Source organism: Tritonibacter scottomollicae (assembly GCF_032924845.1).
Lineage (GTDB): Bacteria > Pseudomonadota > Alphaproteobacteria > Rhodobacterales > Rhodobacteraceae > Epibacterium > Epibacterium scottomollicae.
In genome coordinates this window covers 2,122,692-2,145,493 of the sequence record NZ_CP136704.1, presented here as the reverse complement: position 1 = coordinate 2,145,493, position 22,802 = coordinate 2,122,692, and the positions used below count along the sequence as shown (strand labels likewise).

Genomic DNA, 22,802 nt, shown 5'->3' with positions numbered 1-22,802 from the left:
TGCCGTATGCAGCCTCAGACTCAGTAAGGAGATTTTGCATGGCCCTCTTGGATACGGTCGACCCCGATGGTCTTGATGAGTTTTCCGTGGTCTTCACCGACCGGTCGCTGAACCACATGTCAAAGGAGTTCCAGCAGGTCATGCTGGATATCAACGGCATGCTGAAGGACGTTTACAAGGCCGAGGCCACCGCCCTGATCCCCGGTGGTGGCACCTACGCGATGGAGGCGGTGGCCCGCCAGTTCGCCCGCGATCAGGACGCATTGGTGGTCAGGAACGGCTGGTTTTCCTACCGCTGGAGCCAGATCTTCGAGACCGGCGGGCTGACCAGTTCCGCCACCGTGATGAAAGCGCGCCAGACCGGAAACGGCGCGCAATCGCCCTTCGCACCCGCCCCCATCGAGGACGTCACCGCCGCGATCCGCGAACAGAAACCGTCGATCGTCTTTGCGCCGCATGTGGAAACCGCCGCAGGCGTGATCTTGCCCGACGCCTATGTGACGGCCATGGCCGAGGCCGCCCATGAGGTCGGTGCGCTGATGGTGCTTGATTGCATCGCCTCCGGCTGCGCCTGGGTCGACATGAAAGCCACCGGCGTCGATGTGCTGATCTCCGCGCCGCAAAAGGGCTGGAGCGCGGCGCCCTCCGCCGGTCTGGTGATGCTCTCCAAACGGGCGCTGGCGCAATTGGAGGAGACCACCTCCGACAGTTTTGCCATCGACCTGAAGAAATGGCGCGCCATCATGCAGGCCTATGAGGACGGCGGTCACGCCTATCATGCCACCATGCCGACCGACGCCCTGCGCGCCTTCCGCGATACCATGGTGGAGACCCGCGACTATGGCTTCAACCGCCTGCGCGAGGCGCAATGGCGGCTTGGCAATGGCGTGCGCGAGATGCTGGAGAAGAAAGGCGTGACCTCGGTCGCCGCCGAGGGGTTCGGCGCACCCGGCGTGGTGGTCAGCTACACCGATGATCCGCAGATCCAGAATGGCAAGAAGTTTGCGGCGCAGGGCATGCAGATCGCGGCCGGGGTGCCGCTGGCGGTGGACGAGCCCGAAGGCTTCATGACCTTCCGGCTTGGTCTCTTTGGTCTCGACAAGCTTTATGACGTGCACGGCACACTGTCGCGGCTCAAAACCGTGCTTGATCAGGTACTCTGAGACCTTTCATCTTTTCAGAAATACCTCCGCCGGAGGCACGGGCTTGTCCATCAGGGCAAGCCCGTTTCTACGTCAGCGCACGCCAAGCCCCATCTGCATCAGCATCTTGCGCACCTGCGGCAGGGAATAAAGCGCATTGAGCCCACCGGCCCGCAAATCCCGCAGAGGCCGTGCCTCGATCATCGAGGCACGGTTGAGCAGATCAATGCCGCTGACCCGCAGCTTGATGTCGCTATGGCGGGCCTTGTCATAGGCATCAAGCATCGCCTGATCGCCCAGCCCCTCGGGGCGGGCTTCGGCGAGATCGACAAGCGTGCGCAGATCGGTGAGCGACATGTTCAACCCCTGCGCCCCGATCGGCGGCACCACATGCGCGGCTTCGGCCATCAGCGCGATGCGTTCGCCGACCAGCCGCTCCGCCCGCTGGCTGATGATCGGCCAGAGCGTGCGGCGCGAGGCCAGTTTCAACTGCCCCAATACACCACAGGATCGGGTGTTCATCTCCGTCTCAAAAGCCGTCTCATCCAATGCGGCGAAACGGTCGGCATTGGCGCTGGTCTCCATCCAGACGATGGCCGAGGACGGGCGTCCGTCGCGATCCGGCAGCGGCACCAGCGTGAAAGGGCCGCCGGTGCGGTGGATTTCGGTGGAGACATTCTGATGCGGCAGATCATGACTGACGGCAAAGGCCAGCGCCTTTTGCCCGTAGCGGGTGGTGTGCACGTTGATCCCAGCCGCTTCCCGCATCGGTGAGGCGCGACCGTCGCAGGCCAGCACCAGCTTGCAGCTCACGCGGCTGCCATCGCTCAGCGTGACACGGGCCTCGTTGGTGCGGGTGAACAGGGCGCTTGTGCCGACGCCGGGGCGGAAATCCGCATTGGCCAGCTCACCGATGCGGCCCAGCATTTCGCGCCGCAGCAGCCAGTTGGGCAGGTTCCAGCCAAAGGGCAGGTCGGAGATCTCTGCAGCGTTGAATTCACGCACCACGCGCGGCTCTGGTGCCTCGCCGCCTGCGTCAATGATGCGCATGATCTGCAAGGGCGCGGCATGGGGCGCAAGCCGGGACCAGAGCCCGGCGTCGTCCAGCAGCGATTTTGCCGGTTGCAGAAAGGCGGTGGTGCGCAGATCGGCGCCTGCATCCTCGCGCGCGGTCACCGGCGCCGTCGGATCAACGCAGATCACCGAAAAGCCCCGCGCGGCAAAGGTGGCCGCCGCGGTCAACCCGGCGATACCGCCGCCGGAAATCAGGATGTCACATGTCTCGCTCATCGCCACGGCCCCGCGCTGTTCCATTGACAGGAGACATAGGGCGCGGGGCGGGCGGATGACAAGCGGCTCTGTGCCGCAGGGGACTTAGCCGCGCGAGATCAGGATCAGGATCACAAACATGATCGGCACCAAGGCGACCGCAGGCAGGTAGAGACCGGGCAGGCCAAACAGCATCACCAAGATGCCCCATAGGCTGAAGAAGGTGGCAAGCGCATAGTAGACGTTGCCCTCGTCGCCATAGCTCACCTCTTTCCAGATCCGGCCAAGGATCGGCAGTCGAAAGACAATGCGCTCGAAGGTGGTGAGTTTGGGCGGTAAGGTGTAGGCGGTCATGTCAGGCTCCGTCATGCGTGTTACCCGCAGGATATAGGAGCGATAACATGCGTCTGACATGCGCATTTGGTCGCTGCGACAGGCTACCGCAGGTGGCCGAGGAACGCGGTCAGGTCCATCGTGTGGTGATGGATGTGCTCACCCGCAAAGACCTCGGGGGCCACGTGGACAGTGCGCATGCCCATGGCGTGCGGTGCGCTGAGGTTGCGCGGGTCGTCCTCGAACATGGCAGCCTTGCTGGTGTCCACTCCGGCCTGCGCAAACACCCGTTCAAAGGCGGTGCGTTCCGGTTTTGGACGATAGCCCGCGTGTTCGACGCCATAGATGCCATCAAACAACCCCGACAATCCGCGCGCCGCCAGAACCCGTTCTGCATAGGGGGCGGAGCCGTTTGTATAGACGATCTTGCGCCCGGGCAGGGCGGTGATGTGATCGGCCAGCACCTGATCCGGTTCCAGATGGTCGAGCGAGATGTCGTGCACCGCCACCAGGAACGGGTCCGGATCGATGTCATGATCCGCCATCAGCCCCGCCAGCGTGGTGCCATGGTTGCGCCAGTAATCGCCGCGCATCTTGTCTGCAGCGCCGTGATCGACCCCGAGTGTCTCCATCACATAGGCGATCATCTTCGCCTCGATCTGATCGAACAGCCGGGCAGAGGGGTGATAGAGCGTATTGTCGAGATCGAACACCCAGTGTTCAACGTGAGAGAAAGACTGTTTGACCATAGCCCGAGACCTAGGGCGCTGTACGCAAATTTGCAATGGTGGAAAGGGCTTTGGGCGCCGCAGGCTTGATCGGCGGCGGGTGGGGGCGTAGACAGTTGCGATGCGAGGGAGGTCATGATCGCAATGAACCAGACGAAGAGCAGCACGCAGAAAGATGCCTACGGGCTGATCTTGGACGCGATCGACGTGGGGGTGTTCAAGCCCGGTGATCGTCTGGTGGAAAGCGATCTGGCGGAGCGTTTCGGGGTCTCGCGCACCCCGATCCGTGAGGCGCTGCAGCGGCTGGAAACCCAGAGCCTGCTGGAGCGCGACGGGCGGTCGCTGATCGTGGCCTCGCTGGATCACAACCAGATGGCAGAGCTTTATGTGGTGCGGCGGGAACTGGAGGGGCTGGCGGCGGCGCTGGCAGCGCGCCATGCCACCGACGAGGAAGTCCAAGTGCTGAGCGACATGGTCGCGGCGGACGATGCCCTTGTTGATCAGCCGGTGGAGTTGTCCAAGGCCAACCGGCGCTTTCATCAGCAAATTCACCTGGCCTCCCACAACCGCTATCTGGTGCAGCAGCTGGATCTGGTGCATCGCTCCATGGCGTTGATGGCAACCACGTCGCTGGCTGCCGAGGGACGTGGACGTATCGCGCAGACCGAGCACAAGGCAATCGTCGCGGCGATCAAGAACCGCGATGAGGCTGCCGCGAGCCAGGCGCTGAAGGATCATATCTCCGTGGCTTTCACCACCCGGCTGAAACAGGATGCGGGCAAGCGGGGCGGCTAGCCCTCACTTGTGCCGCCATGGTCGCCATGAGCGGTCTTGTCCCAGAAAAACGGCGCGGCGAAGACCTCCCACAGCGCCTTGTAGGCGGCGAAACACCCCATCGCGAAGTAGAACGGCATGGCGACGGCCCAAAGCGCAAGCAGGGGCCGGCCCGACGCGCGTGCGCCACAGATCCAGACGCAGATATTGAGCGCTTCGAACAGAATCAGGCTGGAGGCCACCGCGATCAGAAAACCCGGCGCCAGCACCGTTTCGGCGGGATGCGGCAGGCCAAGGGCCACCAGCCAAAAGCTCCACAGCACGGGGGCCAGCAGAAATTGCCCCAGCGTGCCGAGGAAAAACGCCTGAAACCCCAGGAAACGCGCCCAGCCCAGTTGGGATAGTAACAGGCGCGGGGACCGCATGTGAACCAGGTAGGTCATCATGAACCCCTTCAGCCAGCGGGAGCGTTGCTTGATCCAGGGCACCACGCGGCTGTTTGCCTCTTCAAAGGTCGTGGTAGGGAGCATTTCGGTCCGGTATCCGGCGCGGGCCAGTCGCACCCCGAGGTCCGCATCTTCGGTCACATTATGGGCGTCCCAGGCGCCGAGCTGTTCCAGCGCGGCGCGTCGGATGAACACTGTTGTCCCGCCCAGAGGCACCACCAGCTGCAGCCCCGCGATGCCCTGTAGCAGCACCCGGAACCAGCCCGCATATTCCAGCGTGAAGCAGCGTGAGATCCAGTTCCGGCTTGTGTTGTAAAAATCGAGCACGCCTTGCAGGCAAACAACATCTGGTGCGGCCTGTTCAAAGGCGCTGGCGACCACATCGAGCTGGTTCGGTTCTGGCGCATCCTCCGCATCCCAGACGCCGATGATATCCCCGCGACAGAAGTTGAGCGCGTAGTTCATCGCCCGCGGCTTGGTGGTGAGGGAGCCATCTCCGGGCACTTCCACCACGCGGAACCAGTCGGGCAGATCGGCACATTTCACCGCCTGTTGTGTCACCGTGTCCCCGTCTTCCAGCACCAGAGCAACCTCCATCCGGTTGCGTGGATAGGTGAGGCGACAAAGACGGCGCAGCAGATGTCGACCGATTTCGGCCTCACGATAAAGCGGCACCATGACGGAGATCATCGGTATTGAGTGGAGGCTGGTATTCGGTTCGGCGCCTGCAGGCTGGCGCAGAGCTGCCCACATCCCTGTCAGGCGCAGTCCGGTGAACAGGAGAAGGGTCATCATCGCCAGCGCGGCAATACCGGCGAACATCAGCCCCGGCGCCACAAGCGCGCAGAGCAGGAGCAGTGCTGCGACGCCGACAGCGGGTGCCTTGGCACGCTCTGCATCAAAGCTGCGACAGCTGTGGCGTGCGGGAACGCCAGTCGAGGCGGCCTGCGTCATTTGCCTGCGGAAATATGCAGTGAGGCTGGCCTCGATCCCCGCAGCAGGGGCGGGAACCGGGATGATGTCGTCGAAATGCCCCGACAGCTCATCGCGCAGGATGGCGACGTTACCGGGGTCGGCCATCAGCATCATCACGGTGCGGCCCAACGTGTCGAGTGGAACGACCCGGTGGCGCAGCCAGAAGCTGGCCGGACGCAAGGCGAGTACACCCACATGCGGTTCATGCGATGCGGCAAGGCGAGTCGGTCTCGCGCGGATCTCTTCCAGCCGTGCCAGATTGTTCAGGTGGTCGCGGTGAATATCGCCGAGGTCCGGATCACGACGCAGGGGCCATCCCGACGTGCGGCGGGACGGGCGGCGAAACAGAACACGGCTGTGCCTGTGCAAGTCCTGTTGATCCTTGCCCATCGTCTACGGCTAGCAGGGCAGGGCGGTTGGACAAAGTAAATCGCGCGTAATCAACCGTAAACACAAAGAAAAACACCCGACAGAGAGGCTCTGCCGGGTGGTGCATGTCGTCTCATGCTGTGCTGGTCAGGCCTTCCGCGCGGCCATCGCCTCTGCGAACCGTTCGAACAGATAGAAGCTGTCCTGCGGGCCCGGGCTTGCCTCGGGGTGGTGCTGCACGGAATAGACCGGGCGGTCCTTCATGCGGATGCCGCAGTTGGAGCCATCAAACAGCGAGATATGAGTTTCTTCCACGCCGTCGGGCAGGGATTGCGCATCCACCGCAAACCCGTGGTTCATCGAGGTGATTTCAACCTTGCCAGTGCCGCTTTCCTTGACCGGATGGTTGGCGCCGTGATGCCCGTGGTTCATCTTGATGGTCTTGGCGCCAAGTGCCAGCGCCAGCATCTGGTGGCCGAGGCAGATGCCAAACACAGGCAGGTCGGTCTGGTCGAGGATATCCTTGATCATCGGCACAGCGTAGCTGCCGGTGGCGGCCGGATCACCGGGGCCGTTGGACAGGAACACGCCATCGGGCTGATGCGCCAGCACCTCTTCCGAGGTGGCGGTGGCGGGCAATACGGTGACGTCACAGCCAGCAGAGGCCAGGCAGCGCAGGATGTTGCGCTTGGCGCCATAGTCAATGGCGACGACCTTGTGCTTGGGGTCTTCCTGCCGGGTATAGCCGTCCGGCCAGGCCCACCGCATCTCGTCCCAGCGGTAGGATTGCGCGCAGGTCACGTCCTTGGCTAGGTCCATACCCTCAAGGCCCGGCCAGCCGCGCGCTTGCGCCACCAGCGCCTCGACATCAAAGATGCCGTCTGGATTGTGCTCCAGTGCCACATGCGGCGCGCCTTGCTGGCGGATCGCGCGGGTCAGGCGGCGGGTGTCGATGCCGCCGATTGCGATGCGTCCGGTGCGGGTGAGCCAGGATTTCAGCTCCTCGGTGGTGCGCCAGTTCGACGCCAGCGTCGGGTCCCATTTCACCACCATGCCGGCGGCCACCGGATCTGCGGTCTCGTCGTCTTCGGGCGTGACGCCGGTGTTGCCGATATGGGGGAAGGTGAAGGTGACGATCTGGCCAGCGTAGGAGGGATCAGTCATGATCTCCTGATAGCCGGTCATGGCGGTGTTGAAACACAGTTCGGCCACGCATCGTCCAGTGGCGCCGAACCCGTGTCCGTAGAACACGGTGCCATCTGCAAGGGCCAGGCAGGCGGTTGGCTTCGGCGAAACGGTATCGACCATGACTCAACTCTCCATGCGGGCAAAATTCGCGCATGAATATGACCCGCGTGGGCCGGGGTCAAGCACTGAACGGGGCAACGGACAATTGGTTTTACCGACGGATCACGCCACGGAGGCGGCGCTTGAATGTGGTGTTGTCTTTGATTAATACTGTGCCTTCTTGTTCCACATGGACGAAGAGAGCACATGGATACGCGTACCCGGGTCAACGAGGCCCTCAAGCAGGCAATGAAGGACAAGGCGTCGGATCGTCTCTGTACCCTTCGTCTGATCAATGCCGCCATCAAGGACCGCGAGATCGCGGCTCGAGGTGACGGTGAAGAGGGTGGGATCAGCGATGACGAAGTCCTGGCCATCCTCGGCAAGATGACCAAGCAACGGAACGAGAGCGTGCGTGCCTACGAAGAGGGTGGGCGTCTGGACCTCGCAGAGCGCGAGATGGGCGAGATTGCCATCATCGAGGAGTTTCTGCCCAAGCAGTTGTCCGAAGGTGAGATCTCCACCGCAGTCAAGGCTGCCGTGAACGAGACCGGTGCCGATTCCATTCGCGACATGGGCAAGGTGATGGGCGTGTTGAAGTCCAAATATACCGGCCAGATGGATTTTGGTAAGGTAGGTCCGATGGTTAAGGATCAGCTCTGTACAGCTGGCGGTTGCTGAACCGACGCTGACGGGTCGGTCCTGCGGCGCGGATACTGCTGAGAGATTAAGACCCCCGGTGCTCTGTCAGAGGCCGGGGTTTTCTTTTGGCGCTGTTTGCGTGGATGTCGTCTGGCGCAGCACTCGGCTCAGGTCATCATAAAGCGCCTTGCGCTCAGCTTCTGACAGGAACGCACCGATCTCCACCTCGCGACCGGCACCGCGCAGGGTGACGTAGTTTGGAACGGGACCCTTGTCTGCATGCAGCTCCACCTGTGTCCAGTGGCGGTTGCAGCGCCAGGATTGCTCCTGCCCGCGTCCGTCGCGACGAGTCAGCTCCGCCTCCTGTGCGCCGAGGTGCAGGATCTCCAACACCTGCGCATTGCGTCGATTCTGATCGAGTGCGTATTTCATGCCAAACAGGGCGAGCAGCAGAAATGGAATCAGCCCCCAGAAGACCGCCGAGCCCATCAGCGGCAGCAGCGGGACCGTGATCAATGCAGCGGTGACCCCGATAAAGCGAACGTAGCCTTCGGGGTTGAGCGACTGATGTGGCCAGAGGTGCAGCTCACCATCCTCGTCGCTGGGCGGTTGGATCCAGTTGTATGGCATGGGGCCATATTATCCCGATGCCCCGCCAAGTCGAGAGCGGACTGTGCACAATCCCGAGACACCGCACAATTCGCGGATCGGTTCGCGTCACTCGCACCTTGGATACAGAAAACGCCCCGAAGCCTGGGCTCCGGGGCGTTTTCTTTTCTCAGATCAAGCGTCGCTTAGTGCGAGTGGCTTTTGTCCCAGTCTTCCTGCTTGGGCAGGATCTCGAAGGTGTGCTCCGGCGGTGGGCAGGGCAGGGTCCATTCGAGCGTGTCGGCGTATTCATTCCAGTAGTTGTTCTGGGTGATACGTGCGCCGCGCAGCAGCGAGTAGATCACCACACCGAAGAACAGGATGAAGGACGCAAAGGACAGGAACGCGCCATAGGACGAGATCTTGTTCCAGTAGGCAAAGCCTTCGGGATAGTCGATGTAGCGACGCGGCATGCCCTGACGACCCAGGAAGTGCTGGGGGAAGAAGGTCAGGTTCGCGCCGATGAAGAACATCCAGAAGTGAATCTGTGCGCCCAGCTCATTGTACTGACGGCCGGTCATCTTGCCGAAGTAGAAGTAGATGCCCGAGAAGATCGCAAACACGGCGCCCAGCGACATCACGTAGTGGAAGTGTGCCACCACGTAGTAAGTGTCGTGATAGGCGCGGTCCACGGCAGCCTGGGACAGAACCACACCGGTCACACCACCAACGGTGAACAGGAAGAGGAAGCCGAAGGCAAACATCATGGGCGCTTCAAAGGAGATGGAGCCGCCCCACATGGTTGCGATCCAGGAGAACACCTTCACGCCGGTTGGAACCGCAATGACCATCGTGGCCAGCATGAAGTAGGCCTGTTGGTTGAGGCTCATGCCGACGGTGTACATGTGGTGCGCCCAGACGACGAAGCCCAGAACACCGATCGCGATGATCGCCCAGACCATCGGCAGGTAGCCGAACACCGGCTTGCGCGCGAAGGTTGCAATCACGTGGGAGATGATGCCGAAGCCCGGCAGGATCACGATGTACACTTCCGGGTGGCCGAAGAACCAAAGGATGTGCTGATACAGGATCGGGTCACCACCGCCTGCGGGATCAAAGAAGGTGAACCCGAAGTTGCGGTCCATCAGGAGCATGGTGATGGCGCCGGCCAGAACCGGCAGCGACAGAAGGATCAGCCAGGAGGTGACGAAGATCGACCAGGAGAACAGCGGCACCTTGAACAGGGTCATGCCCGGGGCACGCATGTTCAGGAAGGTTGTGATCATGTTGATCGCGCCGAGGATCGAGGAAGCACCGGAGACGTGCACGGCGAAGATCGCCAGATCCATCGAGAAGCCGCCTTCCTTCACCGAAAGCGGCGGGTAGAGCACCCAGCCCACACCGGAGCCGAGCTGGTTGTTACCACCCGGTGCAAAGACGGAGGAGACCGCCAGTGCGGTACCGGCAACATACATCCAGAAGGACAGGTTGTTCATCCGCGGGAACGCCATGTCCGGCGCACCGATCTGCAACGGCATGAAGTAGTTGCCAAACCCGCCGAACAGCGCCGGGATGACCACAAAGAACATCATCAAGATACCGTGGCCGGTGATCAGCACGTTCCAGAGATGGCCGTTCGGGGTACAGGGGTCGGAGGCAAAGCCTTCCAGACACATGTACTGAACACCGGGATCCATAAGTTCCAGTCGCATGTAGACGGTGAATGCGACGGAAATGAAGCCGGTGAGCGCCGAAACGATCAGGTAAAGGATACCAATATCCTTGTGGTTCGTGCTCATGAACCAGCGGGTAAAGAAACTCCGCTCGTCCTCGTGGCCGTGACCTTGAATGGCTGCGTCTGCCATTTGGGTGCCTCCTGTTAATACCTCTCAGTGACCGCACGGGGATTCCCAGCGGTCCTGATCTCGATTTGTTTTTAGAGCGGCATGCCGTGCCCTTCAATGGCCGAGTTTGATCTGGATCAAGATTAATTGTCGCGCCCCCTTGCGTTTTTTGCGCGTCTCACGGGGTTTGGTGACAAGGCGACAGGCAAGCGATCCTGACGCAGACATGTGGCGCAGCCCAGGTGGCTTGACCACGGCATGGTTGCCTGCAACACCTCTGGAACCTGCCCGGCATACGGAGACTGCCCAATATGAGCGCTTATGATCCAGAAAATATCTTTGCGAAGATTCTGCGCGGTGAGATTCCGTCGACCCAAGTCTATGAGGACGACGAGACCCTCGCGTTCATGGATATCATGCCACGTGTTGATGGGCATTTGCTGGTGATCCCGAAAACCCCTTGCCGCAATGTGCTCGATGCCAGCCCCGCGCAGTTGGAGGCAGTGATCCGCACGGTTCAGAAGCTGGCGCAGGCCAGCAAGCTGGCCTTTGAGGCCGATGGGGTGACGATCCAGCAATTCAATGAGGCCGCTGGCGGGCAGGAGGTCTTTCACCTGCATTTCCACGTCCTGCCCCGCCATGAGGGTGTTGCGCCCCGCGCCCCCGGTCAGATGGGCGACATGGAAGCGATTGCCGCACATGCGGAGAAGATCCGGGCGGCGCTCTGAGCGATCTGTCTCAACCCGGGGACCGCACCCTCACGGCTCTGCGCGGCAGGGGATCAGGACAAGAGCCCACGCTTGCGCAGGTCCGGCAGATAACGGCGTGAGACCGGAAGGTCGCGCCCGTCTGCTGTGGTCAGCCGGGCCGCCGATCCGCTGCGTTCGGCCTTGACCACCGCATTTTCGGCCACCCAATGTGATCGGTGAACCTGCAATCCGGCGCCGGCCTCCTGCATCGCATCGCTGAAGCGCATCAAGAGCATTTCGGTGCCGGATGTGGTGGTCACCTCTACGTAATGATCCTGAACTGTCATCGACAGCAGTGTTCCGCGCTTGTCAAAGGGCAGGCGGGCGAGCAGGGCGGGCCCTTCCACGGTGCTGTCCTTCGGTGTCGACCCTTCGCTGCCGGTGTCGCCTGTCTCAACTGACGGAGACAGCCATGACGCGGCGAGGTTCACGATGATCGAAATCGCCAGCGCATTCACAGTGAGCGATACCGCGTAGGCGGGCCTGAAGGGAGAGAGGCCGAAGCTGAGCCAGTTCAAGGCCAGAACCTCCAGACTAACACAGATGCCGATCACGCCGCCCACACCGGCAATGCCGAGCCATCGGTAGTGCGGCAGGCGATCCGCGCCCGGGTTGAGCAGGCTTGCGATCAGCGTTCCCGTCATCAGCGTCACCTGCACCACAACCGTCCAGTAGATCAGGCGCGGCAATAGGCTGATATCATCATGGGTGCCAAATGGGGCGGCGAACCCGAGCACAAGACCGGTGGCGGTGGCGCCGACCCATATGCTGCGATTGGTCAGGACCGCGTGCAGTTCACGCTTCGCGAGTTGCCAGAGGCTGTTTTCCACGAAGTTCGGGCTCCGTCTGCGAATGCAATATGGCCCATCGCTATCTTGCGCGGGCAGGGAGGGGGCGGGCCTGTCTGGCAGGTCCATAGTCTTGGACCCTATTGGCCGCTGCGCGGTCAGAAAACAGGAAAGCTGCGCGTTTTGGCAAGTATTTCTCTCTTTTCCGATGCCCCTCCCGTCCTGATGATCCACGTCACCGCGGCGCTGAGCGCGCTGGCGCTGACGCCGATGGTGCTCTGGCGCCAACGCCGGGGTCGTCTGCACAAGGTCTGCGGCTACTTTTGGGTCACGTTCATGGCGGTGACGGCGCTGTCGGCCTTTGGGATTTCCAATATTTCCGGCACCGGCTGGTTCAGTCCCCTGCACGCGTTGGCGGTGCTGACGCTCTGGTCGCTTTGGTATGCGATCCGCGCGATCCGGCGGGGCGATGTCGAGGCGCATCGCAAGGCGCTGCGCAATCTGGCGACCGGTGGTCTCGGCGTGCCGATGGTGTTGATTTTCCTGCCGGGGCGGCGATTTTCCAATACCTTCTTCGCCGACACGCCCTGGCTTGGGCTGATGTTGGCGGCGGCCGTGTTTACCGCAATCGCCATGTGGCGGTTCAGACGCTCAGGCCAGCAGTCAGGCCAGCGCGCGGACCAACGATCAGACCGGGGGCAGGCGACGACCCAGTAGCACAGGCCGCTCTGGGCATCTGCTCAGGCGTTGGCGTTGACGGGGCAGGTTGGCATGGTGTCGGTTTCAAAGGCCACCTCGAACGTCCGACGCAGGGCCACATCGACATCGTCCATTGTGACCGGCAGGCCAAGGTCGACCAGACTGGTGACGCCATGCTCGGTGATGCCGCACGGTACAATGCCGTCGAAATGGCTTAGCTCTGGCTCCACGTTGATCGATATGCCGTGAAAGCTGACCCATTTGCGCAGGCGAATGCCGATGGCTGCGATCTTGTCCTCAGTCACGTTGCCGCTGGCACTCAGCGGCTTGTCCGGGCGTTCCACCCAGACACCAACCCGGCCATCGCGGATGTGGCCTGTGACGTTGAATTCCTCCAGCGCCAGGATCACCCAGCGTTCCAGCTGGCGCACGAAACAGCGCACGTCCTTGCCGCGTTCGGCGACGTTCAGCATCACATAGATCACCCGCTGGCCGGGGCCGTGATAGGTGTACTGGCCGCCGCGCTTGGTGGTGTGCACGGGAAAGCGGTCAGGATCGGTCAGATCCTCGATCCGGGCCGAGGTGCCAGCGGTATAAAGCGGCGGATGTTCCAGCAACCAGATGCATTCCTCCGCCTCGCCACGGGCGATCGCCTCGGCGCGCGCTTCCATGAACGCAGTTGCCTCTTCGTATGAAACCTGCGCGTCCGAGGTTATCCACTGGACCATCTTGTCCGCTCCTCATTCATCTTTTCTTTGTCTTGCTGAAAATACCCGACTCGAAAAGAGCAAAGTGTGTGGTATTCTGGTTTCCACATAAGTGCCCTTGGGGTTGTTTGCGAGGTATTATTCCATGAGATCCAGTTTCCTGCGAGCCATTACTGCGGCTTCACTCCTGACAACCACTGCAGCGGCCCCCGCTGTGGCAGACAACCTTGGCGCGGCGCTGGTCGGCGGCCTGCTTGGGGGCGTCATCGTCAACGAGGTCAACAAGAACAAAAGGCGCACAGTCGTGCGTTCGTCTTCGGTCAGCAGCGCGACGCGCGCGCACAACCGAGAAACCCAGACTGCCCTGAATTACTTTGGTTTTTCGGCGGGCACACCGGATGGCGTCCTGGGCCGTCGCTCTCGCGAGGCGACGCGACAGTATCAGATGTTCATGGGGTTCCCGCAAAGCGGCAACCTGACCCAGTATGAGCGCGACTATCTTGTGACATCCTACAACCGGGCACTGACCGGGGGCACGCAGGTCGCCAAAGCGATGCAGAGCCCGCAGGGCATTCGTTCGATCCTCAAGGTCTGGCACGGTGCACCGGCTGGCAATAGTGGGGGATTCGGCTACGCGGGCCTGCCGATTGAGGTTTCCAATGCGGTTGATGAGATCGCCGCCGCCGGGGATCCAACCGGCGACCAGCTGTTGCAGCGCACCGGGTTCATGCAGCTGGCGGATTTGAACGACGATGGTCGCAACGACTACCTGATCGACACGTCGGCCGCCGGGATCCCCTATTGGTGCAACAGCGGCGGCGCATCCTGTACCGTGATGGTCTTTGCCTCCACGCCGCAGGGCTATGAGCGGAATGACTTCACCGCGGGCAACATCACCACCGCAGATTTCACCTGTACCCGTGGCGAGTGTGATCGCACCGAGGCCCAAGGCACGACGCTTGCCGCGGCACCTGCACCGCAGCCGGTCCCAACCGCACCGATCCCGCAGGGTGGTACGGTGCTGGCCTCCGGCGGCAGCCAGAGCGGCCTCAGTGGCATCCAGCTGTTCGCGACGCCCGCCGCACCGGTGGCCTCGCTGACCAGTCACTGCAGCAAGGTCAGCCTGCTGACCAGCTCCAATGGCGGTTACATGACCGTGTCCAGCATCACCGACCCGGAATTGGCTTTGGGCGAACAGTTCTGCCTGGCCCGGTCCTATGCCATCAACAATGGCGAGACACTTGTGGCCTCCCTGCAGGGGGTGACCTCGGCGCAGGTGGATGCGCAATGTGATCAGTTTGGTCCCGCGCTGAAGCCCTATGTGGCGCAGCTGTCCAGCGGCGACAGCTCTGCCGTGGCGGCGAGCATGCAGAAGTTTGTTCTGCAGTCGAACATGTCGGTCGAGCAGTTGAAGAACACCGCTCAAATCTGCCTGTTCTCCGGCTACCGTCGCGACAATATGGATGTGGCCCTTGGCGCAAGCCTGTTGTTGGTCGGCCTTGGTCAACAACCCTATGCGGAGCTGATTGGTCACCATCTGGCGCTTGGTTTCGGCTCTTCGGTCGATTTCAATCGTGCGCAGGGCTGGTATCAGGCTGCTGTGACCGCCTTGGAAAGCGGCGCCGAGCCGGTATTTGCGCCCGGCCAACCGGAGCGGGTGGCGTTGGTAAAGGCCGCATCGACGGGTCTGACGCAACCTGGCTTGCCCAAGCCGGTTCAGGCGTCGAGCGGTGGTGCGGCGTTGCCGACGTTTGGCAGCAACAACTGAGAATAAGCCCCTGCTTCAACGTGTTAGGAATGCTCCGGTGCCGCGCGCCGGAGCATTTTCGTTGAGAGAGAAGAAAACTCGCGAAATTTGTGTTTTCCCTCTTCACATCCCTGGGGGGCTGTTTTATACGCCCCTTCACCAAGTCATAGACAGTGCGGTCGTGGCGGAATTGGTAGACGCGCAGCGTTGAGGTCGCTGTGGGGTAACACCCGTGGAAGTTCGAGTCTTCTCGACCGCACCATTTTTCAACAGACGATGTTGAAAACATTCTACCGTCTCAAAATCCAAATCATGAGACGCTAGCCTGGATTTGGTCTTTGACCCTCGCCTATCGGCTGATCTGAGTCAGTTGGATAACTGGGCCACCAGCCGCCTGCGCATCTTCCGCGTCATGGGTGACAAGCAGCACTGGCAGATCACGATCTCGGGCGAAGGCGAAGACCAGTTGGCGCATCTGGTCCCGTAGCGCCTTGTCGAGTCGCGAAAAAGGCTCGTCCAGCAGCAAGAGGTCCGGGTTTGAAAGCAGCATGCGCATCATCGCAACCCGCGCCTTCTGGCCGCCTGAAAGCGTCTCTGGATCGCGGTGGTGATAGCCGTCGAGGCCAATATCGTGCAAGGCAGCCTCGACCCGAGCGCGGCGCTGTTTTCGTGGAACTTCAGGCGATAGGCCGAACGCCAGATTGCCCCCGACACTGAGGTGCGGAAACAGCAGGTGATCTTGATAGAGGATGCCGACGCGACGCAGCTGCGCGGGCAGGGGGCGCAGGTGGCGCCCGTTCAGCTGGATATCGCCACTGAGCGTAAAATCCGCCGGCAATTGGCCCGTAATCGCCGCAAGCAGGGTGGACTTTCCCACGCCTGACGGCCCCATGAGGCTGACGATGGCCGCCGGTGGCACATGCAGGTCCAGCTCCAACATGGGCGCTGCATCCCGCAGGATCCGCAGGTCCGTTAACCGAAGTCCGTCATCCATGCTGCAGCCCCTTTCGGTTGCGCCAAACGAGTGGTGGCAGAATCACCGCCATCATAAAAGGCAGCAGGGCCGCCGCAGTCTGCAGCAAGCCATAGACCCCGATGGCGCGTCGATCCCCGCCGGCCGCCAGCGCCACGGCCTCGGTTGTCAGGGTCTGCACGCGGCCTCCGCCGACAAGCAGTGTCGGCAGATATTGCCCGACTGACACGGCCATTCCCACAGCAAAAGCGGTCAGCACTGGGGCCAGCAGGATCGGCAGCCGCAGTCTGAAGAATATGCGGTTGGCCGAGGCGCCCATGGCGGCGGCGATCGTGCCCTGACGGGCATCCCACGCCTTGTACGGACCTTCGAGCGACAGCCGCAGATAGGGCAGTACAAACACCATATGCGCCAGAACCACCGCCCAAAGGGTACGGTCCACTCCGATCTGCAGGAGCAGGGTCTGCATGCCCGGCAGAAAGGCCGTTTGCGGGATCAACAGCGGTAAATACAGGAGCCACAGGCCTTTTTCTGTCAGGCGCCAATGGTATCGCTCTTCGGTTTCCAGGCAGCCGAGTGTCAGGACCAACCCCGATAGCGTCGCTGCGAGGGCAATGACAAAAGTGGTCCCGAGGGTCTGCCATGCGGCTGGGCCATTGCGTTGCCAGTTGCGCAGGCTCAGCCCGTCGGGAAGCACATCGGGAAAGCTCCACCGGGCGGCAAACGACCAGACCAGAAGTCCGGCAAGCCCGGCCAACACTGCACCGACCGAGAGTGTCCCGAAGCTGAGGCCGATCACGCGCAGGCCAGCCTCACGCTGCCCGCGTGCGCCGGAATAGGCGATGCGGCGGGCGGTGATCGCAATCATCTGCTCGGCTCCGCGCCACAGCAGCAGGGCTAGAACGACCAGTCCCAACTGCAGGATCGCAGCCGCGGAGGCGGTGGTGCGCTGAACAAGATCGGGCTCGGCCATCCAGCGGACGATCTGTACCGACAGCGAGGGCGGCGTATTGGGGCCGAGGATGACGGCAACATCGACGACGGACATCGAATAGGCCAGCACCACGTAGACCGGCAGTCGGATGCGGGCATAGAGCGCCGGAAAGACACCCAGGATCCAGCCCCGAATGCGTCCGTAGCCCAGCGCGGTCGCCACCTGCATGCGTCCGGTGCTGTCGATTTGACCCAGAGCCGCCAGGCTGATCAGCAGCAGGAACGGCACTTCTTTCACCACCAGTCCGATCATCAGGGCCAGCCCCAGTGGGTCCTGCACCAGCAGGACGTCGGGCGGGCGATCCCATCCACTCAGCCAGGGGCTGACCGCCCGCACCAACCAGCCGGAGGGTTGGATCAGGAACAGAAGGCCAAAGGCGGCGGCAGCGTGTGGCACCGAAAGCAGCGGTGAGAGCATGCGCAGGAGCGCCCGAAAGGGGCGCGTTCCGGTCCAGCCTGCCAGCAAAAGCACGGTGATCGCCAAGGAGACCACAGTTGCCAAGATGCCGGTTGCCAGGCTGAGGCGGACCGAGGTCTGCAATCCGGGCCAGGCCCAGAGGGTTTGAAAAGGCGCGAGGGATGGGCCGTTCAGGCCGGCGACCGGAAAGTGACCAAAACCAGCGCTGAAGGTCCCCCATAGACCTGCCGCGACCGGGCCCAGAAGGGCAAGGACCGTCAGCAGCGGCAGCGCAGGAGGCAGGCGCATTGTAAGGTCAGGTCCGGCGCGGCATCAGTTGCCGACACCGTAGCGGGCCACCCAGTCTTCTGCGATCCGGGTCATCCAGCTTGGGTGCGGTTCGGCCTGCACAACGCCAAGATCTTCGGGCGAGAGGGTGGCGACACCCAGGTCCAGCGTGCGGAAGGCCGCGCGATCGTGAACCGAGAGGGCATTGATATCAAGCACGGTGCCGTAGCCCAGAACTGCCGGATCCTGCGCCTTGAGTTGAGCTTCGGGCGACATCAGAAAGTTTGCCACCACCATGGCCGCCGCCTTAGAGTCAGAGTTGTAGGGGATCGCCACGAAGGACGCATTGCCGATGGTGCCCTTGTCCAAAACAAAGGTGCGCACGCTTTCCGGCAGCTGGAAATTGGCGATGGCCGTGCTGGCCTCGCCAGGGCTGAAGGAAATCGCCAGGTCGATTTCATCATCGTTCATCAGTTGCAGCTGGCGAGGTCCGCTCTGCGGATAGGCCCGTCCCTCACGCCACAACAGCGGCGTCAGCTCTTCCAGGAACTCCCACAGCGGGGCAGTCATCTCGGTGTAGGTTTCCTCGCTCACGGGCTGCGATAGGGCCTTCGGGTCCGTGCTCAGATCCACCAGTGCCTGTTTCAGGAAGGTCGTGCCAAGGAAATCCGGCGGCTGCGGATAGGTGAAGCGGCCGGGATGCGCGCGCGCCCAATCCAAAAGCTCCGGCATCGAGCCAAGGCGCTCGGGCAGGTCGGCCGTATCGTGCATGAACACCACTTGCGCCATCGCCCAGGGGGACTCGTACCCTTCGGTCGCCACGGTGAAGTCATGTTGCAGGGTCTTGCCATCGGTATCGGCGAATTTCCAGTTCGGCAGCGCTTCGGCGTAGGGGCCGAACAACAGGTCTGCGTCCTTCATCGCCGCAAAATTCGCGCCATTGATCCAGATCAGATCCACCGCGCCGTCCGTGTCCTGCCCAGCGGATTTCTCCGTCAAAACACGGGTGACAGCATCAGCGGTGTTTTCCAGTTTCACATGGGTCAGGGTAACGTCATAGTCCTCGGCCAGGCGCGTTCCGACCCAGCTGATGAAGTCATTGGTCGCGGTCGAGCCTCCCCACGCATGCCAGTGCACGGTCTGTCCCTCAGCCTGCGCAGCAACGGCATCCCAGTCCGTCGGGTCCGGGGTGGCCAAGGCCGTCAGCGGAGCCAAGGCAAGGGCAAGTGACAACATGCGTTTCATGACAGTCCTCTTCTGAGACAAACGTGGGGCAAGATTGGCTGAACGCGGGTGTCGCAGCCATCGCAGTCTTGCTCTGATTGCGCGATCCGCGCCGTCGCGTCCATGGGTATGACGGAAATGTGACGTCAGGTGTATCGGTACGAGGTGTGACGCTTGCACGCCACTGCCCCTGACGCTATGCACGGTCGCACATACTCGCGCTGCGACCTGCGAGGCCTGATTGGACGCGTATGCTCCCGGCGTGCGGCGTCCTCCTTTTCGGTGCCGCCACGGTCTGCAGGCGGCCCGCGACCAGACGAGGGGAAAACCCAGCCATGTCGCTCGATATTCCCGTGCTGCGGAACGAGTTGTCCCAGCACTACGATCTCACTCCGAACCCCGAACTCGCCGAGTCCATGTCTGATATCTATCAGAGCATGTCGCGCGTTGTCTCGCCCGTCGACTGGGTGCTCTACGCGCCATACGTCAAAGCGATCAACGAGCTGAAGGCGAAACGCAATGCTGTGATCCTCGGCCATAATTACATGACGCCGGAGATCTATCACGGGATCTCCGATTTTGTCGGTGACAGCCTGCAGCTGGCGATTAAGGCCACCGAGGTGGAGGCCGATGTGATCGTGCAATGCGGCGTGCATTTCATGGCCGAGACGTCGAAGATCCTTAGCCCCTCCAAGACGGTGCTGATCCCCGACATGGAAGCCGGCTGCAGCCTCGCGGAGTCGATCACCGCCGAAGGGGTCGAGGAGATGCGCCGCCGCTATCCGGGCGCGCCGGTGGTCACCTATGTGAACACCACCGCTGAGGTGAAAGCCGCCTCCGACATCTGCTGCACGTCGTCTAACGCGGCGCAGATCGTTGGCGCGATGGAGAGTGACACGGTCATCATGACGCCGGACCAGTATTTGGCGCAGAACGTGGCCCGTGATGTGCCGCACAAGAAGGTGGTCTGGTGGGAAGGTTCCTGCATCGTACACGAGCAGTATTCCGCCAAGGACCTGCGCGATTTCCGCGAATGGAACCCGGGCACCCGGCTGATCGCCCACCCGGAATGCCCGCCGGACGTGGTGGCAGAGGCCGATTTCTCCGGCTCCACCAGCGGCATCCTGAAATATGTTACCGACGAAAAGCCGGAAAAGGCGCTGCTGATCACCGAATGTTCGATGGCGTCCAACATCGCCGACGAGCTGCCGGAGGTCGAATTTGTCGGCCCCTGCAACATGTGCCCCTTCATGAAGAAGATCACGCTGGAGAAGGTGCTCTGGTCGCTGCACTCCATGGAGGGTCAGGTCGAGGTCGAGCCGGTCATGGCTGCAAAGGCCCGCCACGCGGTACAGGCGATGATCGACCTGTCGCGCAAGCTGGGCATCTGAGAGGCGCATGGAGGGCTTGGAAGCAGTCCACAGTGATCGCATCGTCATCATCGGCGCTGGGCTGGGGGCGCTTTACGCGGCATTGACGCTGGCACCGCGCCCGGTGGTGATGATCTCGCCTGATCCGTTGGGGCAGGGGGCAAGCTCGGCCTGGGCGCAGGGCGGCGTGGCGGCGGCGATGGATGCGGGCGATAGCCCCGAGGCGCATGCCATTGATACCACCCGCGCCGGTGCTGGCACCGTGGATGCCGAGGTCGCCGCATTGGTCACCCGCGAGGCGCGCGAACATATCCTTGACCTCACCACGCTTGGCGCGCCCTTTGATCGCACCGAGGACGGCGGCTATGTGATGTCGCGCGAGGCGGCGCATAGTTTTGCCCGCGTGGTGCGGGTGAAGGGCGATCAGGCCGGGGCCGAGATCATGCGCGCGCTCATCGAACGGGTCCGCGCGACGCCCTCGATCCAGGTGATCGAAGGGGTGATGGCCGAAGGGCTGGAGGTCCGCGATGGCACCGTCACCGGCGTGCGGCTTGTTTCGTCAGCGCCAGAAGGATCAGCTGCGGTGCTACTGCGTGGCAGTGCTGTCTTGATGGCTGGCGGCGGCAGCGCCGGGCTTTATGCGATCACCACCAACCCTCCACGCATCCGAGGGCAGGCGCTTGGTATGGCCGCCCGCGCCGGTGCCGAGATTGCCGATGCGGAATTCGTACAGTTCCACCCCACGGCGATGGATGTGGGCGAGGACCCGGCCCCGCTGGCCACCGAGGCGTTGCGCGGTGAGGGCGCGATCCTTGTGAATGCCGCCGGCGCGCGGTTCATGCTGGACGAACATCCCGACGCGGAGCTTGCGCCGCGCGATGTGGTCGCGCGGGCGATCTTTGCGCAGTCGCAGGCGGGCAAGCGCCCACTTCTGGATACGCGGGCTGCAATCGGCGCGGACATCACCACGCTGTTCCCGGCGGTCAGCAGTGCCTGCGCGCGCAATGGCATCGACCCCACACAGGAGCCGATCCCGGTGGCCGCCGCCGCGCATTACCATATGGGCGGCATTGCCACCGATCTGGACGGGCGCAGCTCGCTGTCCGGCCTCTGGGCCTGTGGTGAATGTGCCTCGACGGGGCTGCATGGTGCCAATCGTCTGGCCTCCAATGGTCTCTTGGAGGCGCTGGTCTATGCCCGTCGCGCGGCAGAGGATGTTGCACGAGCGCAGGGGAAAACCCAAGAGGCCGCGCCGGTTCATCTTGAGTTGAACCCCGGCGGCGAGGGGGCTGATCCTGCGCTTGTGGCATCCCTGCGCCAATGCATGACCCGCAATGTTGGTGTTGTGCGCAACGCGGATGGGCTGCGCACAGCACTGCGCGAGATTGCGGCCCTTTGCGCCAAACAGCCCACCTGCGAGAGCTTTCAAAACATCTGCACCGCCGCCACCATGATCGCCGCCGCCGCATTGCTGCGCGAAGAAAGCCGTGGCGCGCATGAGCGGTCCGATTTCCCCGAAACCTTGCCCGCGCTCGCGCACCGCTCCCGCCTGACCTGGGATGCGGCCAAGACGCTGCGCGACAGCTTGCTTGAAGCGCCTTTACCCCACCCGGAGACCCCATGAGCTTTGCCACTTTGCCTGACCTGATCCTTGAGCCCTTGGTCAAATCCGCCCTGATGGAAGACCTCGGCTCTTATGGCGATGTGACCACTCGCGCGGTTATCCCGGACGATGTGACCTATTCCGCCCGTCTGCGCGCCCGCGAGGAGGCCGTGGTCTCCGGCATGCAGGTGGCGGCGCTGGCGTTCCGGTTGGTCGATGCAAACCTGCGGGTGAACACCCTCGTTGCAGATGGGGCCGCTTGTCAGCCCGGCGATGTGCTGATGGAGATCGAGGGCAAGGCAGCCTCGATCCTGATGGGCGAACGGGTGGCGTTGAACTTTGCGGGCCGCTTGACTGGGATCGCAACCCTGACAGCGGCCATGGTGGCTGAGACGCGCGGCACCGAGGCGCGCATCACCTGTACCCGCAAGACCACGCCCGGCCTGCGCATGGTGGAAAAGCTCGCAGTGTTGCATGGCGGTGGCTTCAATCACCGCTATTCGCTCTCGGATGCGATCCTCATCAAGGACAACCACATCGCCGCTGCGGGCGGTATCCGCGCGGTACTGGACGCCACCAAGGCGCATGCCAGCCATATGATGGCGGTGGAAATCGAAGTGGACACGCTGGATCAGCTGCGCGAGGTGCTAGAGGTCGGCGGTGCCTCTGTGGTGCTCTTGGACAATATGACGCCGGATCAGCTGCGCGAGGCAGTGGAGATCAACGCGGGACGTCTGGCGCTGGAGGCCAGCGGCAACGTCAAACGCGACACGGTGGCGGCGATTGCGGCCACGGGGGTGGACTATATTTCCTCGGGGGCGCTTACGCATTCGGCGCGCACGGTGGATCTGGGCTTGGATTTCTAAA

The 22,802-nt window shown here is 62.5% G+C and carries 21 protein-coding genes and 1 tRNA gene; 10 read left to right on the top strand and 12 right to left on the bottom strand.

Features of this window, described 5'->3' with window-relative positions:
* The first annotated feature begins 38 nt into the window (after window positions 1-38).
* The gene (locus R1T40_RS10910; protein ID WP_317384113.1) at window positions 39-1,163 is read left to right on the top strand and encodes an aminotransferase class V-fold PLP-dependent enzyme; all 1,125 of its coding nucleotides are present in this window, start codon (window positions 39-41) and stop codon (window positions 1,161-1,163) included.
* Window positions 1,164-1,235: 72 nt separating this feature from the next.
* On the opposite strand, the gene R1T40_RS10905 is transcribed toward R1T40_RS10910, so the two are convergent.
* From R1T40_RS10905 to R1T40_RS10895, 3 genes are all read right to left on the bottom strand, one after another.
* Window positions 1,236-2,432, bottom strand: a complete 1,197-nt coding sequence (locus tag R1T40_RS10905; RefSeq protein ID WP_317384112.1) for a UbiH/UbiF family hydroxylase — start codon at window positions 2,430-2,432, stop codon at window positions 1,236-1,238.
* An 84-nt stretch (window positions 2,433-2,516) separates the two neighbouring features.
* On the bottom strand, window positions 2,517-2,765 hold the full coding sequence (locus R1T40_RS10900; RefSeq protein ID WP_317384111.1) for a hypothetical protein: 249 nt from the start codon (window positions 2,763-2,765) through the stop codon (window positions 2,517-2,519).
* Window positions 2,766-2,848: 83 nt separating this feature from the next.
* Window positions 2,849-3,493, bottom strand: coding sequence for a pyrimidine 5'-nucleotidase (locus tag R1T40_RS10895; protein ID WP_317384110.1), 645 nt, complete (start codon window positions 3,491-3,493; stop codon window positions 2,849-2,851).
* Between the two features lie 123 nt (window positions 3,494-3,616).
* Between R1T40_RS10895 and R1T40_RS10890 the strand changes: the two genes are divergently transcribed.
* Window positions 3,617-4,267, top strand: a complete 651-nt coding sequence (locus R1T40_RS10890; RefSeq protein WP_106162327.1) for a GntR family transcriptional regulator — start codon at window positions 3,617-3,619, stop codon at window positions 4,265-4,267.
* Here R1T40_RS10890 and R1T40_RS10885 read toward each other — a convergent pair.
* Together R1T40_RS10885 and carA are read right to left on the bottom strand one after the other, a co-directional pair.
* A complete protein-coding gene (locus tag R1T40_RS10885; RefSeq protein WP_317384109.1) occupies window positions 4,264-6,057 on the bottom strand; it encodes a glycosyltransferase family 2 protein in 1,794 nt (597 codons plus the stop codon). The two genes, R1T40_RS10890 and R1T40_RS10885, sit on opposite strands and share 4 nt — an antisense overlap.
* A 126-nt stretch (window positions 6,058-6,183) precedes the next feature.
* Window positions 6,184-7,344, bottom strand: a complete 1,161-nt coding sequence (gene carA / locus R1T40_RS10880) for a glutamine-hydrolyzing carbamoyl-phosphate synthase small subunit (protein WP_106162119.1) — start codon at window positions 7,342-7,344, stop codon at window positions 6,184-6,186.
* 186 nt (window positions 7,345-7,530) lie between these two features.
* Here carA and R1T40_RS10875 point away from each other — a divergent pair, with 186 nt between their 5' ends.
* On the top strand, window positions 7,531-8,004 hold the full coding sequence (locus R1T40_RS10875) for a GatB/YqeY domain-containing protein (RefSeq protein ID WP_106162120.1): 474 nt from the start codon (window positions 7,531-7,533) through the stop codon (window positions 8,002-8,004).
* Between the two features lie 66 nt (window positions 8,005-8,070).
* Here R1T40_RS10875 and R1T40_RS10870 read toward each other — a convergent pair whose 3' ends face one another.
* A complete protein-coding gene (locus R1T40_RS10870) occupies window positions 8,071-8,595 on the bottom strand; it encodes a DUF2244 domain-containing protein (protein ID WP_317384108.1) in 525 nt (174 codons plus the stop codon).
* Between the two features lie 164 nt (window positions 8,596-8,759).
* Window positions 8,760-10,418 carry a cytochrome c oxidase subunit I gene (locus tag R1T40_RS10865; RefSeq protein WP_106162122.1) on the bottom strand — a complete coding sequence of 553 codons (1,659 nt, stop codon included), beginning with the start codon at window positions 10,416-10,418 and terminating at the stop codon, window positions 8,760-8,762.
* Between the two features lie 290 nt (window positions 10,419-10,708).
* Between R1T40_RS10865 and R1T40_RS10860 the strand changes: the two genes are divergently transcribed.
* Window positions 10,709-11,125, top strand: a complete 417-nt coding sequence (locus tag R1T40_RS10860) for an HIT family protein (RefSeq protein WP_317384107.1) — start codon at window positions 10,709-10,711, stop codon at window positions 11,123-11,125.
* Window positions 11,126-11,178: 53 nt separating this feature from the next.
* Here the strand turns inward: R1T40_RS10860 and R1T40_RS10855 are convergent, their stop codons facing one another.
* The gene (locus R1T40_RS10855) at window positions 11,179-11,976 is read right to left on the bottom strand and encodes a LytTR family DNA-binding domain-containing protein (RefSeq protein WP_317384106.1); all 798 of its coding nucleotides are present in this window, start codon (window positions 11,974-11,976) and stop codon (window positions 11,179-11,181) included.
* 141 nt (window positions 11,977-12,117) lie between these two features.
* Here R1T40_RS10855 and R1T40_RS10850 point away from each other — a divergent pair, with 141 nt between their 5' ends.
* Window positions 12,118-12,651, top strand: coding sequence for a DUF2306 domain-containing protein (locus R1T40_RS10850; RefSeq protein ID WP_317384105.1), 534 nt, complete (start codon window positions 12,118-12,120; stop codon window positions 12,649-12,651).
* A gap of 23 nt (window positions 12,652-12,674) precedes the next feature.
* Here R1T40_RS10850 and lipB read toward each other — a convergent pair whose 3' ends face one another.
* Window positions 12,675-13,361, bottom strand: coding sequence for a lipoyl(octanoyl) transferase LipB (gene lipB, locus R1T40_RS10845; protein ID WP_317384104.1), 687 nt, complete (start codon window positions 13,359-13,361; stop codon window positions 12,675-12,677).
* Between the two features lie 124 nt (window positions 13,362-13,485).
* Here lipB and R1T40_RS10840 point away from each other — a divergent pair, with 124 nt between their 5' ends.
* Both R1T40_RS10840 and R1T40_RS10835 read left to right on the top strand, forming a co-directional pair.
* Complete coding sequence (locus R1T40_RS10840) at window positions 13,486-15,108, top strand: peptidoglycan-binding domain-containing protein (RefSeq protein ID WP_317384103.1); 1,623 nt, start codon at window positions 13,486-13,488, stop codon at window positions 15,106-15,108.
* 154 nt (window positions 15,109-15,262) lie between these two features.
* Window positions 15,263-15,349, top strand: a tRNA-Leu gene (locus tag R1T40_RS10835).
* Window positions 15,350-15,436: 87 nt separating this feature from the next.
* On the opposite strand, the gene R1T40_RS10830 is transcribed toward R1T40_RS10835, so the two are convergent.
* From R1T40_RS10830 to R1T40_RS10820, 3 genes are read right to left on the bottom strand one after another with little or no spacing between them, the layout of a single operon-like run.
* Window positions 15,437-16,081, bottom strand: a complete 645-nt coding sequence (locus tag R1T40_RS10830; RefSeq protein WP_317384102.1) for an ATP-binding cassette domain-containing protein — start codon at window positions 16,079-16,081, stop codon at window positions 15,437-15,439.
* Window positions 16,074-17,759, bottom strand: coding sequence for an ABC transporter permease (locus tag R1T40_RS10825; RefSeq protein WP_317384101.1), 1,686 nt, complete (start codon window positions 17,757-17,759; stop codon window positions 16,074-16,076). Before R1T40_RS10825 ends, R1T40_RS10830 begins: the two co-directional genes overlap by 8 nt.
* Before the next feature lie 24 nt (window positions 17,760-17,783).
* The gene (locus R1T40_RS10820) at window positions 17,784-18,983 is read right to left on the bottom strand and encodes an ABC transporter substrate-binding protein (RefSeq protein ID WP_317384100.1); all 1,200 of its coding nucleotides are present in this window, start codon (window positions 18,981-18,983) and stop codon (window positions 17,784-17,786) included.
* A 314-nt stretch (window positions 18,984-19,297) separates the two neighbouring features.
* Here R1T40_RS10820 and nadA point away from each other — a divergent pair, with 314 nt between their 5' ends.
* Genes nadA through nadC form a run of 3 tightly spaced genes read left to right on the top strand, consistent with a single transcriptional unit; the run spans window position 19,298 to window position 22,801 of the window.
* Window positions 19,298-20,353, top strand: coding sequence for a quinolinate synthase NadA (gene nadA, locus R1T40_RS10815; RefSeq protein WP_317384099.1), 1,056 nt, complete (start codon window positions 19,298-19,300; stop codon window positions 20,351-20,353).
* Window positions 20,354-20,360: 7 nt separating this feature from the next.
* Window positions 20,361-21,956, top strand: coding sequence for an L-aspartate oxidase (locus R1T40_RS10810; protein ID WP_317384098.1), 1,596 nt, complete (start codon window positions 20,361-20,363; stop codon window positions 21,954-21,956).
* Complete coding sequence (nadC, locus tag R1T40_RS10805; RefSeq protein ID WP_317384097.1) at window positions 21,953-22,801, top strand: carboxylating nicotinate-nucleotide diphosphorylase; 849 nt, start codon at window positions 21,953-21,955, stop codon at window positions 22,799-22,801. The genes R1T40_RS10810 and nadC overlap by 4 nt, the downstream gene beginning before the upstream one ends.
* The last annotated feature ends 1 nt before the right edge of the window (window position 22,802 follow it).

Bases quoted from the DNA above. Each gene is read 5' to 3' on its own strand.
- R1T40_RS10910 (WP_317384113.1), top strand. From the start codon at position 39: ATGGCCCTCTTGGATACGGTCGACCCCGATGGTCTTGATGAGTTTTCC.
- R1T40_RS10905 (WP_317384112.1), bottom strand. From the start codon at position 2,432: ATGAGCGAGACATGTGACATCCTGATTTCCGGCGGCGGTATCGCCGGG.
- R1T40_RS10900 (WP_317384111.1), bottom strand. From the start codon at position 2,765: ATGACCGCCTACACCTTACCGCCCAAACTCACCACCTTCGAGCGCATT.
- R1T40_RS10895 (WP_317384110.1), bottom strand. From the start codon at position 3,493: ATGGTCAAACAGTCTTTCTCTCACGTTGAACACTGGGTGTTCGATCTC.
- R1T40_RS10890 (WP_106162327.1), top strand. From the start codon at position 3,617: ATGAACCAGACGAAGAGCAGCACGCAGAAAGATGCCTACGGGCTGATC.
- R1T40_RS10885 (WP_317384109.1), bottom strand. From the start codon at position 6,057: ATGGGCAAGGATCAACAGGACTTGCACAGGCACAGCCGTGTTCTGTTT.
- carA (WP_106162119.1), bottom strand. From the start codon at position 7,344: ATGGTCGATACCGTTTCGCCGAAGCCAACCGCCTGCCTGGCCCTTGCA.
- R1T40_RS10875 (WP_106162120.1), top strand. From the start codon at position 7,531: ATGGATACGCGTACCCGGGTCAACGAGGCCCTCAAGCAGGCAATGAAG.
- R1T40_RS10870 (WP_317384108.1), bottom strand. From the start codon at position 8,595: ATGCCATACAACTGGATCCAACCGCCCAGCGACGAGGATGGTGAGCTG.
- R1T40_RS10865 (WP_106162122.1), bottom strand. From the start codon at position 10,418: ATGGCAGACGCAGCCATTCAAGGTCACGGCCACGAGGACGAGCGGAGT.
- R1T40_RS10860 (WP_317384107.1), top strand. From the start codon at position 10,709: ATGAGCGCTTATGATCCAGAAAATATCTTTGCGAAGATTCTGCGCGGT.
- lipB (WP_317384104.1), bottom strand. From the start codon at position 13,361: ATGGTCCAGTGGATAACCTCGGACGCGCAGGTTTCATACGAAGAGGCA.
- R1T40_RS10840 (WP_317384103.1), top strand. From the start codon at position 13,486: ATGAGATCCAGTTTCCTGCGAGCCATTACTGCGGCTTCACTCCTGACA.
- R1T40_RS10830 (WP_317384102.1), bottom strand. From the start codon at position 16,081: ATGGATGACGGACTTCGGTTAACGGACCTGCGGATCCTGCGGGATGCA.
- R1T40_RS10825 (WP_317384101.1), bottom strand. From the start codon at position 17,759: ATGCGCCTGCCTCCTGCGCTGCCGCTGCTGACGGTCCTTGCCCTTCTG.
- R1T40_RS10820 (WP_317384100.1), bottom strand. From the start codon at position 18,983: ATGAAACGCATGTTGTCACTTGCCCTTGCCTTGGCTCCGCTGACGGCC.
- nadA (WP_317384099.1), top strand. From the start codon at position 19,298: ATGTCGCTCGATATTCCCGTGCTGCGGAACGAGTTGTCCCAGCACTAC.
- R1T40_RS10810 (WP_317384098.1), top strand. From the start codon at position 20,361: ATGGAGGGCTTGGAAGCAGTCCACAGTGATCGCATCGTCATCATCGGC.
- nadC (WP_317384097.1), top strand. From the start codon at position 21,953: ATGAGCTTTGCCACTTTGCCTGACCTGATCCTTGAGCCCTTGGTCAAA.